15 protein-coding genes are annotated in these 17,153 nt (G+C 61.5%); 7 read left to right on the top strand and 8 right to left on the bottom strand.

Annotation, left to right across the window (positions count from 1 at the left end):
* Positions 1 to 60: 60 nt before the first annotated feature.
* Positions 61 to 1,461 (bottom strand): FtsX-like permease family protein, encoded by a 1,401-nt coding sequence (locus tag ACLI1Q_RS10595; protein ID WP_239268463.1) that lies wholly within the window; start codon positions 1,459 to 1,461, stop codon positions 61 to 63.
* Positions 1,458 to 2,144 carry an ABC transporter ATP-binding protein gene (locus ACLI1Q_RS10600; RefSeq protein WP_239268465.1) on the bottom strand — a complete coding sequence of 229 codons (687 nt, stop codon included), beginning with the start codon at positions 2,142 to 2,144 and terminating at the stop codon, positions 1,458 to 1,460. Before ACLI1Q_RS10600 ends, ACLI1Q_RS10595 begins: the two co-directional genes overlap by 4 nt.
* On the opposite strand from ACLI1Q_RS10600, the gene ACLI1Q_RS10605 reads away from it, so the two are divergent.
* The 5 genes from ACLI1Q_RS10605 to ACLI1Q_RS10625 are packed head-to-tail and all read left to right on the top strand — an operon-like array spanning position 2,143 to position 8,360.
* Positions 2,143 to 2,952, top strand: coding sequence for a sensor histidine kinase (locus tag ACLI1Q_RS10605; protein ID WP_239268467.1), 810 nt, complete (start codon positions 2,143 to 2,145; stop codon positions 2,950 to 2,952). The genes ACLI1Q_RS10600 and ACLI1Q_RS10605 overlap by 2 nt on opposite strands.
* The gene (locus tag ACLI1Q_RS10610; protein WP_239268469.1) at positions 2,949 to 3,617 is read left to right on the top strand and encodes a response regulator transcription factor; all 669 of its coding nucleotides are present in this window, start codon (positions 2,949 to 2,951) and stop codon (positions 3,615 to 3,617) included. The genes ACLI1Q_RS10605 and ACLI1Q_RS10610 overlap by 4 nt, the downstream gene beginning before the upstream one ends.
* A gap of 24 nt (positions 3,618 to 3,641) precedes the next feature.
* Complete coding sequence (locus ACLI1Q_RS10615; RefSeq protein WP_239268472.1) at positions 3,642 to 3,938, top strand: rhodanese-like domain-containing protein; 297 nt, start codon at positions 3,642 to 3,644, stop codon at positions 3,936 to 3,938.
* A gap of 37 nt (positions 3,939 to 3,975) precedes the next feature.
* Positions 3,976 to 4,434, top strand: coding sequence for a MarR family winged helix-turn-helix transcriptional regulator (locus tag ACLI1Q_RS10620; RefSeq protein WP_239268474.1), 459 nt, complete (start codon positions 3,976 to 3,978; stop codon positions 4,432 to 4,434).
* Positions 4,435 to 4,436: 2 nt separating this feature from the next.
* On the top strand, positions 4,437 to 8,360 hold the full coding sequence (locus tag ACLI1Q_RS10625; RefSeq protein ID WP_239268476.1) for a Pls/PosA family non-ribosomal peptide synthetase: 3,924 nt from the start codon (positions 4,437 to 4,439) through the stop codon (positions 8,358 to 8,360).
* A gap of 1 nt (position 8,361) precedes the next feature.
* Here ACLI1Q_RS10625 and ACLI1Q_RS10630 read toward each other — a convergent pair whose 3' ends face one another.
* The 6 genes from ACLI1Q_RS10630 to groL all read right to left on the bottom strand — a co-directional run bounded on the left by ACLI1Q_RS10630 (position 8,362) and on the right by groL (position 15,224).
* On the bottom strand, positions 8,362 to 9,882 hold the full coding sequence (locus ACLI1Q_RS10630) for a metallophosphoesterase family protein (RefSeq protein WP_239275347.1): 1,521 nt from the start codon (positions 9,880 to 9,882) through the stop codon (positions 8,362 to 8,364).
* Positions 9,883 to 10,129: 247 nt separating this feature from the next.
* Positions 10,130 to 11,278 (bottom strand): alpha/beta hydrolase, encoded by a 1,149-nt coding sequence (locus ACLI1Q_RS10635; protein ID WP_239268481.1) that lies wholly within the window; start codon positions 11,276 to 11,278, stop codon positions 10,130 to 10,132.
* Positions 11,279 to 11,542: 264 nt separating this feature from the next.
* The gene (gene ppk2 / locus ACLI1Q_RS10640) at positions 11,543 to 12,442 is read right to left on the bottom strand and encodes a polyphosphate kinase 2 (RefSeq protein WP_023023989.1); all 900 of its coding nucleotides are present in this window, start codon (positions 12,440 to 12,442) and stop codon (positions 11,543 to 11,545) included.
* A 150-nt stretch (positions 12,443 to 12,592) separates the two neighbouring features.
* Complete coding sequence (locus tag ACLI1Q_RS10645; RefSeq protein ID WP_023023991.1) at positions 12,593 to 12,724, bottom strand: hypothetical protein; 132 nt, start codon at positions 12,722 to 12,724, stop codon at positions 12,593 to 12,595.
* 45 nt (positions 12,725 to 12,769) lie between these two features.
* A complete protein-coding gene (locus tag ACLI1Q_RS10650; RefSeq protein ID WP_023023993.1) occupies positions 12,770 to 12,949 on the bottom strand; it encodes a hypothetical protein in 180 nt (59 codons plus the stop codon).
* Between the two features lie 631 nt (positions 12,950 to 13,580).
* Positions 13,581 to 15,224 carry a chaperonin GroEL gene (gene groL / locus ACLI1Q_RS10655; RefSeq protein WP_239275345.1) on the bottom strand — a complete coding sequence of 548 codons (1,644 nt, stop codon included), beginning with the start codon at positions 15,222 to 15,224 and terminating at the stop codon, positions 13,581 to 13,583.
* Between the two features lies 1 nt (position 15,225).
* Here groL and ACLI1Q_RS10660 point away from each other — a divergent pair, with 1 nt between their 5' ends.
* Positions 15,226 to 15,369 carry a hypothetical protein gene (locus tag ACLI1Q_RS10660; protein WP_156904629.1) on the top strand — a complete coding sequence of 48 codons (144 nt, stop codon included), beginning with the start codon at positions 15,226 to 15,228 and terminating at the stop codon, positions 15,367 to 15,369.
* Positions 15,370 to 15,600: 231 nt separating this feature from the next.
* Entirely contained in the window at positions 15,601 to 16,968 is a 1,368-nt protein-coding gene (locus ACLI1Q_RS10665; RefSeq protein WP_239268485.1) for a dipeptidase, read from the top strand.
* The last annotated feature ends 185 nt before the right edge of the window (positions 16,969 to 17,153 follow it).

The following is a 17,153-nucleotide window of genomic DNA, read 5'->3' on the forward strand; positions in this document are numbered from 1 at the left end:
GGCCCAGGCCCAGCCGAGCCAGAGTCTGGGCTAGGGTTCACCGCAGCCGCCGGTAACCGGCTACTCCCTGCGGCGGCCGCTGCGGAGAACCTGGCTGCGCAGGGGCTCGACGAGCGCGATGGCGAGGAAGGTTACCGCCCAACCCAGGGCGAGGAAACCGAAGGACATAAGGAACCGCCCGGCGAGGTCAATATCTTCGCCCTCGAGAGCGCTAAAGAACATCAGCGCCGCGATGCTGCCGCCGAAGAGGAAGCCAAAGAGACTGAGCGCAACTATGGGGCCCATCACAGCACGGGCGTTCGTGCTGAATTGGAAGCGGCGCGGCACGCCCATCAGGTCGAGGGAGCGGATGAGTTCCTTGTCCTCGAAGGCGGACGATACTTGGCCCAAGAAAATGGACATGCTGGTCAAAGCGAAGCCGAAGAGCAAGGTCAGGATGACGCCGGTGGACACGTCCCGGAACATGATGCCCGTTTCTTGTTCTTCCTTCAGAGCGGTAGTCAGGGCGTCGGTGCCCATGGGCGCGCCCAAGAGGAAGCCGGCGAGGAAGCCGAAGAAGCCGATGGCCGCGCTTTGTCGCCAGGCGCGGCGGGCGTTGGCGTTGACGCGCTGGCAGGCCACGAGGTGTGCGGTGCCGGGGAGCAAAGCCAAAAGGCGGGCGCCGATTTGCAGGAGGTAGGGCGCGACCAGGTTGATGCTCATGACCACCGCGAAGAGCACGACGGCCACGGAGATTTCGGGTGCGTCGGATTTGCCTTTGAGCAGGGCACCGCCGACGGTGACGATGAGGAGGAAGGCGATGAGGCGCCACCATCTGAAAGCGGCGGGCATCTGGCGCTTGGCCACGCCGAGGGGGCTGACGCGCACGCGCCGCATGCCGGCAAGGGCCGCGGCGAGGGCGAGGAGGAAGAGGACTGCGGCCACCGCGAGGTATCCCCACCAGGGCAGGATGATTTCCTCAAAGGCGACGGGGCGGTCCTGGAATTTCACGTGCGTGAAGACCGGGGCGATGAGCACGCTGACGAGCCAGCCGAGCACAATGCCGATGAGGGCTTGGATGCCGGTCTCGACGGCGGCCATGCGCTCAACTTGGTGGGAGCTTAGGCCCAGAAGGCGGAGGGTGGACAGGCGCTGTTCCCTGCCGGAGGCGCCGAGGACGGCGGCCTGCGCGGTCAGGTTAAACAGGGCGGGAACGATGAAAGCGCAAGCCATGAGCGCGAGGACGAACCAGGGCAGGAAGTAATCTTCCGGGGTGTCTCCGGCAGCGGCGCGCAGGGCGGGCACGGCGGATTCTGGGTGGTGGGCGCGCTGCCAGAACATCCAGGTGCCGCCGGCGACGAGAAAGGCGATGGCAGAACCCAGCGTCAGGCTCACGATGGCCAGCACGCTGACAATGCCCGCACCGGAGCGGGCGCGGACGGATTCGCGCTGGAGGCCAAGGACTAGGGTCGCGGTATTCATGGCTGCACCCCCAGGCGGCGGTCATCGTGAATGATGCCGTCGCGGATTTCCACGCGGCGCTGCATCCAGTCCGCCACCTTGGGGTCGTGGGTGACCATGACGAGGCTGGCGCCGGATTGGCGCACGGTGGTGGTCAGCATCTGCATGACCTCGTGGCCGGTGGCTTGGTCGAGGGCGCCGGTGGGTTCATCGGCAAAGATGACGCCGGGGTTGGCCACGAGGGCGCGGGCGATGGTCACGCGCTGGGCCTGGCCGCCGGAGACTTGGGCGGGCCGGCGGTCCGCGAGATCGCCGAGCCCCAGTTGGTCGAGCAGCGACAGCGCCTTTGCGCGGGCCGCACGTCGGCCTAGACCGTTGAGCATCGCGGGCAGTGCCACATTGTCCAGGTTGGTCAGCTCCGGCAAAAGCTGGCCGTCTTGGAAGACGAAGCCGAAGTGGCGGAGGCGGGTGCGGGAGCGGGCGGCATCGGAAAGCGTGGAGATGACTTCGTCGCCGAAGCGGACGCTGCCGTCGGTGGGCGTGAGTACGCCGGACATGCAGTGCAGCAGGGTGGATTTGCCGGAGCCGGAGGGCCCCATGATGGCGACGAGCTCGCCTGGGGTGATGTCCAGGGTGATGCCGGCCAGCACGGGGCCGCCGCCGAAGTCCTTCGTGATGTCGTGGAGGGAAAGTGTTTGTGTCATGCTGTTCATTTCACCGTGCCGGGCGCGCTATTCCTACAGCGCTAAGGATACTTTCCGGGTAGTGCTAGCTTTACCCCTGCCTGGGGCGCGCGCGATTAGGCTTGGGGGCGTGTTTTTCAGCAAGAAGCAGGCCACCAGCAATGAGGAGCGGCAGGCGCGGGTCATCGCGGAGCTGACGGCCTCGCGCCGCGCGATTGCGGATGCCTACGAGGTGGAGCGCGCCCGCATCGAGCGGGATCTGCACGATGGCGCGCAGCAATATTTGGTGGCGGCAAGCATGAAGCTCGGTGAGGCCCTGCTGGATGCGACCGGCTCCGAGGCCGAATTGCTCACCGCCGCGAAGCGGGACGTGGATCGCGGCCTGCGTTCGCTGCGCGCGACGGTGCACGGCATTCACCCGCAGGTCCTCCAGGATCACGGTTTGGTGGCCGCGCTTGCCGATGCCGCCTCCGCCCACGGCCCCCACGTCAGCGTCTACGCCCCACACCCGTTGCCGAGGCTTTCCGCCAGCGTGCTGGCCTGCGCTTATTTCTTCGGTACCGAGGCGCTGACCAATGCCGCGAAGCACGCGCCGGGCGCGCCGGTCTCGGTGCTCATCACCTCGGATGCCGCCCTGCATATCTCGGTCATGGATGAGGGCCCGGGCGGGGCGCGCATGGTTCCCGGGCGCGGGCTGGCCGGCATGGCCGAGCGGCTGGCGGCCTTTGGCGGGGAGCTGTCGCTGTCCTCGCCGGAGGGAGGCCCGACGCGGGTAAAGTGCACGATTCCGCTCCTTTTGGAGCGCGGGCAGACGGGAGTATCAGCATGAGTGGATTGAGGATTGTGATTGCGGATGACTCCGCGATCCTACGCGAGGGCCTTGCCGGGCTGTTGGAGCGCCGCGGCCACGAGGTCGTGGGCAGGGCGGGAACGGCGGTGGAGCTGGAGGGGGTCATCGGCAAGCTGAGTGCCCAGTTGCCGGATGTGGTGATAACGGATGTGCGCATGCCGCCGGAGATGGGCGATGATGGGCTGAAGGCGGCGGTGGCACTGCGCCGCGCCTATCCGGGCCTGCCGGTGATGGTGCTATCGCAGTACGTGGCGCCGGCGTATGCGGTGGCACTCTTTGATTCCCCGGATGCGGGCACCGGGTACCTGCTTAAGGATCGCGTCTCTGAGGTGCGCGATTTCCTGGCCAGCCTGGAGGTGGTGGCCCAGGGCGGCACGGTCATCGATCCGACGGTGGCGCAGGCACTCATGCGCTCTGGGCGCAGCGGGTTGGGTGAGCTCAGCCCCCGCGAGCGCGAGGTCCTAGAGCTGATGTCGCGCGGGAAGTCCAATAAAGACATGGCCGCCGAGCTGGTGCTTTCCAATGCTGCCGTGGCCAAGCACGTCTCCAATATCTTTACCAAGCTGCGCCTGGATCCCAGCGAGGATAACCGCCGCGTGAAGGCGATCTTGCAGTATCTCTCCGCGGCCACCTACGGCGGCTAGCGCGCGGCACGTAGACTGCGGGGTATGCAAAACGTACAGCCAACCGAAGTTCCAGCAGGCGCGCAGCTTATCGATGTGCGCGAAAACGACGAATGGGCCACCGTGCATGCGGAGGGCGCCACCCATATTCCCATGAGCGAGATAACGGGTCGCATCCAGGAAATCGATCCGGACCGCGATATTTATGTGATTTGCCACCTAGGCGGGCGCAGCGCGCAGGTCTGCCAGTATTTGGAGAACTCCTTGGGCTGGGACGTTATTAATGTCGAGGGCGGCACCGATAAGTGGGAGGCGGATGACCTACCCGTCGTTCGCGATTAATTGGCCTTTACCCATCTTTTGAGATTATAATGATGGTATGGCTTCCACTAATAATTCTGGCATACCAACCTCCCTGCTCGAATCCCCGTCCTTTCAGCTAGAGCGCCTGCGCCGTCGCACCCGCGATGGCGTCGAGGTGGCTCTGCAGACCAAGCAGACGACCATCCGCGAGTTCTGGGTGCTTACCTGCCTCGTCGAGGCGGATGCCGCCTCCCAGTCCTACCTGTCTGACACCTTGGCCATCGATGCCTCCGATATGGTGCGGCTTATTGATGCCCTCGAGGAGCGCGGCTGGGCCAAGCGCGAGCGCGATCCCAAAGATCGCCGCCGCCAAATCGTGGCGTGCACCAAGAAGGGCACCAAGACCCACAAGGACTTGGCGGAGCTCGTCGCTAACGCCGAGGATGACGCGCTCGACGTATCCACCAATAAGCAGCTCAAGCACCTGCGCAAGCTGGCCAAGGCCATCATCGCTGCGGACGAGGACGAGGCATAAGCATGGACGAACCCGAAGAATGTAGTAGGTCTAATACAGAACTTCCCAGCGTCCCGCAGCAGTACCTCCTGCGCGATCTGGCCCCACGCCCGCGCACGCTGTGGGACATCATCACGACCACCGCTGAGATTCATCCAGAAGCCGCCGCGCTTGACGATGGCGAGATCATCACCTACGCCGAACTCGTCCACGAGGTCCAGCTGTGGGCCACAGAGCTGCACGTCAATGGCGTGCGCCGCGGCGATCGCATCGGCATCCGGATGACGTCTGGCAAGCGGGATCTCTACCTCGCTATCCTGTCCACTCTGGCCGCCGGCGCGGCCTACGTGCCGGTGGACGCGGACGATCCGGATGAGCGCGCGGAGATGGTCTTTGGCGAGGCCGATATCGATGGCATGTTCAGCGATGACGGCTTCCGCTTCCTGCGCGAAAAACCGCGCCACGCTGCCGAAGGCGTCGAAGCCCCGCGGCCCGAAGACACCGCGTGGATCATCTTTACCTCCGGTTCCACGGGCAAGCCGAAGGGCGTGGCCGTAAGCCACCGCTCGGCGGCCGCCTTTGTGGACGCGGAGGCCAGCCTCTTCCTCGTCGATCACCCCCATGGCCCGCTCGGCCCGGAAGACCGCGTGCTAGCCGGGCTTTCGGTTGCCTTCGACGCATCCTGTGAGGAGATGTGGCTGGCCTGGGGCCACGGCGGCTGTCTGGTTCCGGCACCGCGTTCCTTGGTGCGGTCCGGCATGGACCTCGGACCGTGGCTGATTCGCCGCGATATCACCGTCGTCTCCACGGTTCCCACCCTGGCGGGCCTGTGGCCGGCGGAAGCACTGGATAATATCCGCCTGCTCATCGTCGGCGGCGAGGCCTGCTCCCAGGAATTGGTGGACCGCCTGGCCACCGAGGACCGCGAGATGTGGAATACCTACGGCCCCACGGAGGCCACCGTCGTCGCCTGCGCGCAAAGGATGATTCCAGGGCGCGCGGTTTCGATCGGTTTGCCGCTGAATGGGTGGGACCTGGTGGTCATCGATAAGCAGGGGCAACCCGTTGGCCTGGGCGAAACCGGCGAATTGGTCATCGGCGGCGTGGGCCTGGCCAGCTACCTGGATCCGCAGAAGGATGCGGAGAAGTACGCGCCGCTGGAATCCATGGGCTGGCAGCGCGCCTACCGCACCGGCGACCACGTGCGCCTGGAAGAAGACGGCCTGTACTTTGTGGGCCGCGTGGATGACCAGGTAAAGATTGGCGGGCGCCGCATCGAGCTGGGTGAGGTCGATGCGAACGTCGCCGCGCTGGATAACGTCTATAACTCCGCCGTGGCCGTGCAAAAGACCCCGGGCGGTGAATCCGTGCTGGTGGGATACGTCTCGCTGGAAGATGAGGCGCGCGGTTTTAACCACGGCGTGGCCCACGAACGGCTGGCGGAGACCATGCCCGCGGCCCTGGTCCCGCGCATCTGCGTGATGGATGAGTTGCCGGTGCGCACCTCCGGCAAGGTGGATAAGAAGGCGCTGCCGTGGCCGCTGCCCGGCGTCGGCGTGGAATCGACCACGCTGACGGAGACCGAGAAGTGGCTAGCCGAGCTCTGGGTCGAGACCCTCGGCGTATCCGTGGAGGATGAGAACGCCGATTTCTTCGACCTCGGCGGTACCTCCCTGGCCGCGGCGACGCTGGTGGGACACATCCGCGATCGCTACCCCACCGTGGCCGTGCGCGATCTCTATGACCACCCGCGACTAGGTTCGCTGGCGGAGCTCATCGCCGGCGCCGAACCGCGCCCTAAGGCGGAGCAACAGAAACCGCTGCGCGAGGTCACCCCGGTCGGCGCGAAGACCCGCGTGGCGCAAACGCTGCTGCAGATCCCCGCCATGACGCTGGCGGCGACCACCTGGCTGGCCTGGCTCATGCTGGGCTCAACGGTGGCCTCCGCTCTGGGCGTGGACTGGGCGCAGTCTTTCCCCTGGTGGCTTGTTATCGCCCTGGTGCTCATCTTTGCCACGCCGCTGGGCCGCATACCCATCGGTGGCTTTGGCGCGCGCCTCATTACCGCCGGGATTAAGCCCGGCGATTACCCGCGCGGTGGTTCGACCCACCTGCGCATCTGGGCCGCGGAACGGTGGGCCGATGCCTCTGGCTCGCGCTCCATTGCGGGCGCCACCTGGGTCAATAACTACGCCCGCGCCTTGGGCGTGAAGATGAAGCGCGGCGTGGATCTGCACTCGCTGCCACCGGTAACGGGCCTGCTTACCCTGGGCAAGCACGCCGCGGTGGAACCGGAGGTCGATCTCACCGGCTACTGGCTCGACGGCGACGTACTCCACGTCGGCGCCATCGACATCAAGGAGGGCGCCCGCGTGGGCGCGCGCTCCACCCTGCTGCCCGGCACCGTGGTGGGCAAGTACGCCCACGTGGAGGCGGGTTCCACCGTCACCGGCCGCAAGAAGATCAAGGACGGCCAGCGTTGGTCCGGCTCTCCTGCGAAGAAGGTGGGCCGCTCCAAGCACCGCTTCCCCTCCAAGCCGCCGAAGCGCCGCCCCTGGTGGGTGGCCATTTACGGTGCGACCTCGCTGTTCCTGGCCGCGCAGCCGCTCATCGCGGTGCTTATCGGCGCCATCGTGGATTTGGCGCTGGTGCATTCCACGGACGGGAACCGCTTCGTCGGCGCGGTGCTCTTCGCTCCCCTCGCGGCGCTTGCGGCCTTTGCCACCTACATGCTGCAGACCTGGCTGGGCGTGCGCATATTGTCCATCGGCATCTCGCCCGGCGTGAACCCGGTGCGCTCTGCCGCCGGCTGGCGCCTGTGGGCCATCGAGCGCCTCATGGATGAGGCCCGCACGCAGCTCTTCCCGCTCTATGCCTCGCAGCTGACCCCGCGGTGGCTGCGCGCTTTGGGCGCGCGCATTGGCAAGGACGTGGAGATTTCCACCGCCGTGATGATCCCCGCGCTCACGGACGTCAAAGACGGCGCCTTCCTTGCCGATGACACCATGATCGGTGGCTACGAGCTCGGCGGCGGCTGGATTCACTCCGGGGAGGCCAAGGTGGGCAAGCGCTCCTTCGTGGGTAACTCCGGTATTACGGCACCCGGGCGCAAACTTTCCAAGAACTCCCTGGTCGCGGTGCTGTCCTCCACGCCGAAGAAGACGAAGTCCGGCGCCAACTGGTGGGGTTCCCCGCCAGAGCGCATGCGCCGCGTTACCGCGCAGATCGATGCCCCCGCCGAGTCTGCCGAGGCCCTGACCTATAACCCGGGCTTCAAACTCAAGGCCGCCCGCGGCGTCGTGGAAACCATGCGCCTGCTCGCGCCGATGTTCTCGGCCATGCTGCTCGCCGCGACCCTGGGGACGCTGTATTACCTGCTTGCCGATGTCGGCTTCCTCACCACCTGGGCCCTTTCCGGCCTCGTGCTCATGGCGATGGGCGCTATCGCTATGGCGGTGACCATCGCCGTGAAGTGGATCTGCGTGGGCACGCACAGCGCAGCCGACCACCCGTTGTGGAGCGTGTTCGTCTGGCTCAACGAGCTACAGGACACCTTCGTGGAGGTCGTCGCCGCCCCGTGGTTCTTCCAGCACACCTACGGCACAGGAGAGATCAACTTGGGCCTGCGGGGGCTGGGAGTGGACATCGGCAAGGGCTCCTGGATCGATTCCTACTGGTTCCCCGAAACCGATCTGTGCCACGTCGGCGCTGGCGCCTCCGTGGGGCCCGGTACCGTGGTGCAGACCCACCTATTCCAGGACCGCGTGATGAGCCTGGATACCGTCACCATCGAGGCCGGCTCCACGCTCGCCTCTCATTCGGTGGCGCTGCCCGCCTCGCTCATTGGTGAATCCAGCACCGTCGGCCCCGGTTCGCTGGTCATGCGCGGTGACCGCGTCCCCGCCAACGCCACCTGGCAGGGTAACCCCATTGAGCCGTGGGGTTAGGCTACCGCGCGAAATCCTGATACTTAATCAATTCGCCAGCCTTAAAATCCCAAGCCTCTACTCGGACGCGGTCAGCAAAAACCTTGACCCGAAGTCCGGTAGAGGCTTCTTCCTTTTCTTTAACGATTTTTTCGTCATTATCGCCATCCGGCATGTACTCGTTGAGGATGGCGCCGGTATTAACTACTGGGAAACCAGTGCGGCCGGGCTCACCGGTACCATCGTAGCGGCGGGTACCCCACCAGTTATTCTGGCGCAGCGAAGAGTGGCTATGGCTGCTAAACCAGACGATGTTGTTGTACTTATTGACCACATTGGACAACGCCTCAAGATCTTCAAAGTCATTCTGGTACCACGCCGAGTGAGACATGGACACCGTTTGCGGAAGCAGCGGGTGGCTAAAGACCAGTGCCGGTATCCCTTTGGCGTCCCAGTAGGCTAGGCGCTCATCTAACCAGTTGAGCTGTTCATTGCTAATACGCTGGAACGGCTCCTTGCCGTGGCGCAGGAGATCGGAGTAGAACTCAGTATTGATGGAAATCATCGGTACCCCATCAACAATTTCTTCTTTCCACGGCTTGTCCTGCCCGGAGTGTTTAAGGAAGCGGTCCATGTATGCCTTGGAGCCTTCCTTGCCATACATTTCATGATTACCGATGGTCCACAATTCCTTCCCAGAATCATGAGGTTCTTCCTCATGAGCGGCTAGGAAGGTATCCCACTGTTCCTGCGAGCCATCGTCTACTAGATCGCCATTAAGGACCAGCGCCCCAGCCTTATCCTCCATGCCGTTGAGTTGGCGCACCGCATCTTTATAATCCTCCGGGTCACCCTGAATATCGCTGAGTACGTCCACAACAGCTTGCGGTGATCCGATCTCCTGGCCTAGCGGTTTAACAACTCCTACGTTATCTACCGCCCACCACCAATCATCGTTGCCGTGGTTGTACTTAAAGCTCACCTGCATCTTCTTGGTTCCTGCAGGTACGTCTACCCCGATGGATTCGTGCTTGGAAAAGACATCCTTATCAAATAGCGCTATCTCCTGCGGCTTTCCGCCATCGAAGGAGACCTGCACCGTGGCGTTTTGCCTGTCCTTGCCTTGGCGGTAGTGGTGATCAAATTCCACATTTACGCGGTCTTGACCAGCAACTGCAATCTCCGGGCTGGTCAACTCCGCATTCATCGAATCGCCCTCTGCCAAGCGCTGCTGTTTATTATCGATAATGGCAAACTTATCGTGCGCTTGGGTGAAATAGTGGCGCATATCGGTTCCTGAGGCCCAAGTCCAGTGGCGCATATCCCCAAAAGTCCAGCCCTTCCACCGAGCCTCGCCCGAATCAACGCCCGCGACATTCGTCTTCCATCCATCCGGTGCGCGGTGTGTAAACCACGCTGGGGTGTCAATCTCGTCAAAACTTTCCTGCCATAACACTCGCGATGGCGATGCTAGGTGTTCCCCTTCCTCGCCACTGTCATCTTCTGCGGCCTCATCCTTCATATGAGGTGACCGCGAAGACATGCCTAAGGGGCCTTGTGAGGAGAGTGAAGAGCCAGAGGACAGCGCGTTCAGCGGCGACTGCGCCACCGCATACGGTGCGCATGCAATTGTAGAAAGGGCCAGGATAGACGAGAAAGCACAGAATTGACGTTTCATAACTATTTTTGTATCCAACCCGGGCAACGAAGGGGTTACATATGCGTAAACTCTTGGCAATCACTGTGGATATGCCAAGAGTTTCAGCTAGAAACGCGTCACAAGAACTGTGCTACACGTGGCGGTCCAGCCAGTCCACCACGGTGTCGAGGGCCTGGTCAGCGGCTGGCTCGTTGAAGACCTCGTGCTTCTGGCCCTCCCAGTTGATGTATTCCACGTCATCAGAGGAAATGGAGTTGTACCAGTCCTGGGAGAAGTACGGCGGAACGATGCCGTCCTTGGTGCCGTGCATGATAAGCGTCGGCGCGGTAAACAGGTCCGCGTTCACAGCATCGTAGGTAGCGATAGCACCCAGCTGCAGCGCGGTACCGGCGCTGGTCTTTTGCGCGATGAGCGGGCTAGACGCGTACTCGTCCTTCACGGCCTGGCTGGTGGAAATGCCTTCCGTGAAGGGGTTGGACAGCATGATCTTCTTCGTGAACTCCGGCGACTGCGCACCAATGTAGGTGCGGTGCGGGATCAGGTTCTGCGCGTAGTTGGCGTTGAAGCTGGTGATATCCGCCAACGGCAGGCGCTCGAACAGGGTGGGGTCGAGCTGCTTTTGCACCTCAGAGATCTCGTCCGGCGTGATGGTCTCGCCCGTTGCCTTCTTACCGGACAGGTTCAACGGTGCACCACCGCCATTGGTGATGATGCCATCGACCTTGCCAGGCTCACGAATGCCGTATGCCTGGACGGTCAACGAGCCCATGGAGTGGCCCAGAAGGAAGGTCTTTACATCGGGGTGCTCACCCTTAGCCATGTCGACGACGCGGTCGAAGTCATTGAGGATGTACTGGAAGTTATCGATGTGCCCCAGTGGCGTGCTGCCGGAGGCAGACTTACCGTGTCCACGGTGGTCCAGGCGGTAGACGTTGTAGCCAGCGTCCAGCAGACGCTTGGCCACGTAGTCATAGCGGCCAGAGTGCTCAGAAACACCATGTGCCAACACGACGTTGCCGCGTGGGTTTTCTACCAGCTGCTTGCGGTAGTAAATCTTCACGCCCTCGCCGTCGTGGCTATCGAAGTAGCCGTCTTCATCGGCGATCTGCTTATCAGAAACGGTGGAGCGACCGAGAACGTCGGTCTTATCTGCCGTTGCTTCTGCTACTGGCTGGCCGCCTTCCGCAAAGGCGGTAGCGGTGAGCGTCCCCGATACTGCGATGGGCGCCATGGATACAGCGGTTGCGGTAGCCAGAACGCACAGTTTCTTCCTCATCATGTACGTACTCCTTTTAGTGGTTTGTGTCACGCATATTGATAGGATGACTTTTAGGTCACCTTGATAGTAGTTTCCCCGGGAACGTAATTCAAGTATTTTTTATTTATGGCTGCCAACTTTTTAAGAAATAGCTGTGAGAATAATCAGGCGCCCTCAGGCTGCCGCTATAAAGGCGGTTGAGCCACCTCAGAGGCCTTAGACATAGCAAAGCGGGAAGACCGATCTCTCGATCTTCCCGCTCAACGGCGCTAGGGATTAACGCTACTAATCACCAATCTGGTCGCGGCCGCGCTTGACGATGTTCCCGTCCGGCTCACCCACCACGTCGTAATCTTTATTGGTGTATTCAAACTTGGACAAGACATACCGCATCGCGTTGACGCGGGCGCGCTTCTTGTCATTGGACTTGATGGTAATCCACGGCGATTCCTCAGTATCCGTATAACGGAACTGCTCTTCCTTCGCACGCGTGTAGTCGTCCCACTTATCCAGAGAAGCCAGGTCCATCGGCGAAAGCTTCCACTGGCGCACCGGATCAATCTGGCGGATAGCAAAGCGCGTGCGCTGTTCCTTCCGGGTAACAGAGAACCACAGCTTGGTCAGCGAAATGCCCGATCCCAGGATCATGTTTTCTAGCATGGGCACCTCGCGCAGGAACTCCGCGTGCTGCGACTCGGTACAAAAGCCCATCACCCGCTCAACGCCGGAGCGGTTGTACCACGAGCGGTCAAAGAAGACGATTTCGCCGGCAGCCGGGAAGTGCTCGATATAGCGCTGGAAATACCAAGAGGTAGACTCACGTGGGGATGGCTTTTCCAACGCGACGGTGCGCGCACCACGCGGGTTCAAGTGCTCGTTGAAACGCTTGATGGTTCCGCCCTTACCGGCAGCATCGCGACCCTCAAATAAAATGATGTGGCGCTGGCCAGTTTCCTTGGTCCAGTTCTGCCACTTCAATAGCTCAATTTGAAGTGCGCGCTTAATGGACTCGTATTCATTGCGAGTCATACGCTCTTCATAAGGGTAATTCTCGCGCCACGTCTGCACCGGAGAGCCATCCGGCATGATCAGCGACGGATCATCCTCATCCGTTCCGTCAACGACGAAGCCGTCGGTTTTTGCAAGGTCAATCTCAGGAAGGTCGTCGTCTTTAATATCAGCCATGCACCAAGTGTAACCCGAATGTAGACATCTAGCGCGCTAACTTTTCGCAGGGGCACCCCAAAAATAAAGGAAAGAAAAACGAAAAAAGACCTACCGAAACCGGTAGGTCTTCCTTGTTTAGTAAGCCTTAAGGCTCACCCGAGGATGCTCTTAGACGAACATGCCGATCAGCTGGGATGCACCGTTAGCAATGTCGATGAACGGGCTAACAATGTCGTGGCCAGCTTCTACGATGGTGTTAGCTACGCCGTTTGCCTTGGAGGAAAAAGTGATGATTTCCATTATGGTCTCCTTAAAATGGGATGGAAAGTAATCCGGTTTAGATTACTAGGAAGACAGTTCGGTGATTGCGTCCGGCAAAGCTGCCTCAGTAGCAGTCTCAGCTGCGTTCTTCAAGTTACCAAAGGAAAGAATCTCGGTAACGCCGGACAGTACCTTGTACCAGCCTTCCTGGGTGTTTACGAAGTTGTCTAGGTGCATCTGGATGGTGGCGAGATCCACGTTCATGTTTTTCTCCTCGAATAGGTCCGAAGCTTGTACCCCGAAAGGGCTGTGCAATGTGCAGGCACCCTCGGTGGGCGCTACGAGGAGTATTTTGCCATAGGGCTTCAGCGAAGCAACCCCAGATTTCTAGAAACCTTCTCAGCGCCTTAAGTTTTCATAAAAATTTTACACTGGATTTTTACTTCAATCGTTTACCGTAATTACAACTGTATGCCGCTGAACTGGGACTACCGCGCCGCCGCCTCGCCGCAAGGTTAAGAAAAAATTAACACCGTAAAGATTGGTGATGAATTTTCCTATCAATGCAGTACCGGAGATTTATATGGAAGTAGTTTTCATTACCGCGGTTTTTGCCCACTTTTTACCCTAATACGGGGTTAGTTCCGGTAACTAAAGGCGAGTGAGAAGGCTGCCGATGTAACGAAAAGTAGATCCCAAGCTATACAAACGGATCCGTTCGTATCCCCTGTCCCCTCAAAGGGACCCCCGCCTCACCGCCTCACGGAAGGGGCATAAAACACCGCTGCGCCCCTCGCCGCGTGCGTTCAGCACACAGTGAGGGGCGCAGCTTTCGCCAGACTCAAGCGCATATAAGAGCGGGAGCTCAGTATGCGCCAGGCGTGGTGGAGGGCGCTTAGAAGCCCATGCCACCCATAGCGTCAGCGTCAGGCATAGCGTTGTTGGAGTCGGCAGGCTCTGGCTTATCAGCCACAACAGCCTCGGTGGTCAGGAACAGTGCCGCAATGGAGGCGGCGTTCTGCAGTGCAGAGCGGGTGACCTTAACCGGGTCGTTGATGCCGGATTCCATGAGGTTGACGTACTCGCCGGTAGCGGCGTTGAGGCCCTCGCCGGCGGGCAGGCCGGAGACCTTATCTGCGACGACGCCAGGCTCCAGGCCGGCGTTGTGAGCGATCTGCTTCAGCGGTGCAGACAGTGCCTCGCGGACGATCTTTACACCGGTTGCCTCGTCGCCTTCGGCCTCGATGGAGTCAAGAACGGTAGCGGCCTGCAGCAGGGCAACGCCACCGCCGGCAACGATGCCTTCTTCCACGGCTGCCTTGGCGTTGCGCACGGCATCCTCGATGCGGTGCTTGCGCTCCTTGAGCTCAACCTCGGTAGCGGCACCGACCTTGAGCACGGCCACGCCGCCGGAAAGCTTAGCCAGGCGCTCCTGCAGCTTCTCGCGGTCATAATCGGAATCGGAGCTCTCGATCTCAGCGCGGATCTGCTTGATGCGGCCATCGATCTGCTCCTGGGTGCCAGCACCCTGGACGATGGTGGTCTCATCCTTGGTGACAACGACCTTGCGTGCCTGGCCCAAGTACTCCAGCTCGGCGGTCTCTAGGGAAAGGCCAACCTCTTCGGAGATGACCTGGCCGCCGGTCAGGATGGCCATGTCCTGCAGGGTGGCCTTGCGGCGGTCACCGAAGCCCGGGGCCTTCACGGCAACGGACTTGAAGGTGCCGCGGATCTTGTTGACCACGAGGGTGGACAGGGCTTCGCCTTCAACGTCCTCAGCAATGATCAGCAGCGGCTTGCCGGACTGCATGACCTTTTCCAGCAGCGGAACGAGGTCCTTGATGTTGGAGATCTTGGAGGAGACCAGCAGGATGTACGGATCCTCCAGGACCGCCTCCTGGCGCTCCATATCGGTAGCGAAGTAGCCGGAGATGTAGCCCTTATCAAAGCGCATACCCTCAGTAACCTCGAGGTCCACGCCAAAGGTATTGGACTCTTCCACGGTAATAACGGAGTCCTTATTTACGGAACCGTTACCCACGGTGTACATAGCCTCGGCAATCTTTTCACCGATTGCCGGGTCCGCGGCGGAAATGCCAGCGGTGGTAGCGATCTGCTCCTGGGTTTCTACTTCCTTGGCGGAAGACAGCAGGGAGTCCACAACCTTCTTGGTTGCGGTCTCGATGCCGCGCTTGATGCCCATTGGGTTGGAACCAGCGGCTACGTTGCGCAGGCCTTCGCGAACGAGTGCCTGTGCCAGAACGGTTGCGGTGGTGGTGCCGTCGCCGGCGACGTCATCGGTCTTCTTGGCAACTTCCTTGACCAGCTCGGCGCCGATCTTTTCGTAAGCATCCTCGAGCTCGATTTCGCGAGCGATGGAAACGCCGTCATTAGTAATGGTCGGTGCGCCCCAGGACTTTTCTAGGACGACGTTGCGGCCCTTGGGTCCGAGGGTGACCTTGACTGCGTCAGCCAGAGTATTCAGGCCGCGCTCAAGGCTGCGGCGGGCCTCTTCATCAAAAGCGATAATCTTTGCCATAGTGTTTGTGCTCCTTGGATTTATTGAGGACGACACTCACGTCTTTCTCGCTGCGGACGCCCGCGACGGCATGGCTGGTGAGTGTGGACCAACCTCAACCACAACGATGGAGATTTATCTAGCACTCATCCTGTCCGAGTGCTAACGCCCATTCTGGCACTCTCCTACCCCTACTGCAAGAAACAACGCGCTTGCCTATAGCGATCTTTTGCCCGCCGCACACCGCGCTGTGACATTTCCCCCTCGGAAGGACGGCTGAGGCAGAAGGTGGCGCGGTGGGGCAGGTGGGGGCATCGGCAAGCGCGGGGCAGGAATGCAAAGGAAATGTCGTGCGGATCTGTCTTGCGGTGTAAGCGCTCAAGGTACCGTGGATTGCATGACAGATATAATTGACAGCATACGCAGCGACCGTGGCACCATCTTCCGCCAGCTCAGCGAGCTCGTTGGATTCAACTCCGTGCACAATGAGTCAGGCTTGGAGGACCAGGCCCAGGGCGCGAGCCAGTGGGTGAAGGCCGCGCTGGAAGAAGCCGGGGCAACGGTAGAAACCATCACCACCGCGGATGGTTCCACCGCCATTCTGGGCGAGCGCAAGGGTGAAGAAGGCGCCAAGACCGTCCTGTTGTACTCGCACTACGATGTCGTGCCCGCAGGAGACCGCGCAGCCTGGGAATCCGATCCCTTCACCCTGACCGAGCGCGCCGATGCCGAGGGCACCACCCGCTGGTACGGCCGCGGCGCGGCAGACTGCAAGGGCAATGTAGCCATGCACCTGGCGGCCCTGCGCGCACTGGAGGCCAATGGCGGCACCAAGGTGAACCTGAAGTACCTCATCGAAGGCTCCGAGGAGCGCGGCGGCGAGGGCCTGTCCCAGCTCATCAAGGACCGCCCGGAACTTTTCGCTGCCGATGCCATCCTGATTGCAGATGCCGGCAATGCCGCGGTGGGCCAGCCCACCTTGACCACCTCCCTGCGCGGCGGCGCGCAGATTGAGGTCGAGGTCAATACCCTGGCCGCGCCGGTGCACTCCGGCCAATTCGGCGGCGCGGCCCCGGATGCGGTGAAGGCGCTGATGCGTACGCTGGATTCGCTGACGGATGAATACGGCCGCACCACCATCGATGGCGTGGATACCAGCGCCCACTGGCAGGGCCAGGAATACCCGGCCGAGGCCTTCCGTGGCGATGCGCAGCTGCTCGAGGGCACCGAGATCATGGGCTCCAAGGACCCAGAGGGTGCTACCCCAGTGGCAGACATGGTGTGGTCCCGCCCGGCCATTTCCGTGACCGGCTTTACCTCTACCCCGGTGGCTGAGGCCGTCAACGCCGTGCCCGCTACCGCGGCCGCCAAGCTGAACCTGCGCGTTCCGGCCGGCACCGATGCCCGCGCCATTGGCGAGGCCGTCTGCGAGCACGTGAAGAACCACGCCCCGTGGGGCGCGCACGTCAAGGCTGAGGTCGTGGAGGCCAATGCCGGTTTCTCCACCGACCCGGAAAAGCCCGCCGTGGCACTGTTGGGCCAGTGCCTCTCCGAGGCCTATGGCAAGGACACCGCAGCGCAAGGCATGGGCGGATCTATCCCGCTGACCACCGAGCTGCAGGAGGCACACCCCAACGCGGAAATCGCCCTCTACGGCGTGGAGGAGCCCAAGTGCACCATCCACTCCGCCAATGAGTCCGTCGATCCCACCGAGATCGAGCACGTCGCCGCCGCGGAGGCTCTTTTCTTGCAGCGCTACGCTTAAAAAGCGCGCAACGGCGGCATATAATACTGTGCACGAAAAGTAATCTTTCGAAGTTGTGGAAAAACCGGTAAACTTTTGACGAGTTGACCCCGTTTCCGGCCACGCTACTTGCACAAGTGGGACAGTTCGTACTCGGCCGAGTGCGAACTGTTTTGGTGTGTATATGCTCCCGGCGCATATCGCCA

Origin of the sequence: Corynebacterium limaceinasi (assembly GCF_046717465.1) — a bacterium.
GTDB lineage: Bacteria > Actinomycetota > Actinomycetes > Mycobacteriales > Mycobacteriaceae > Corynebacterium.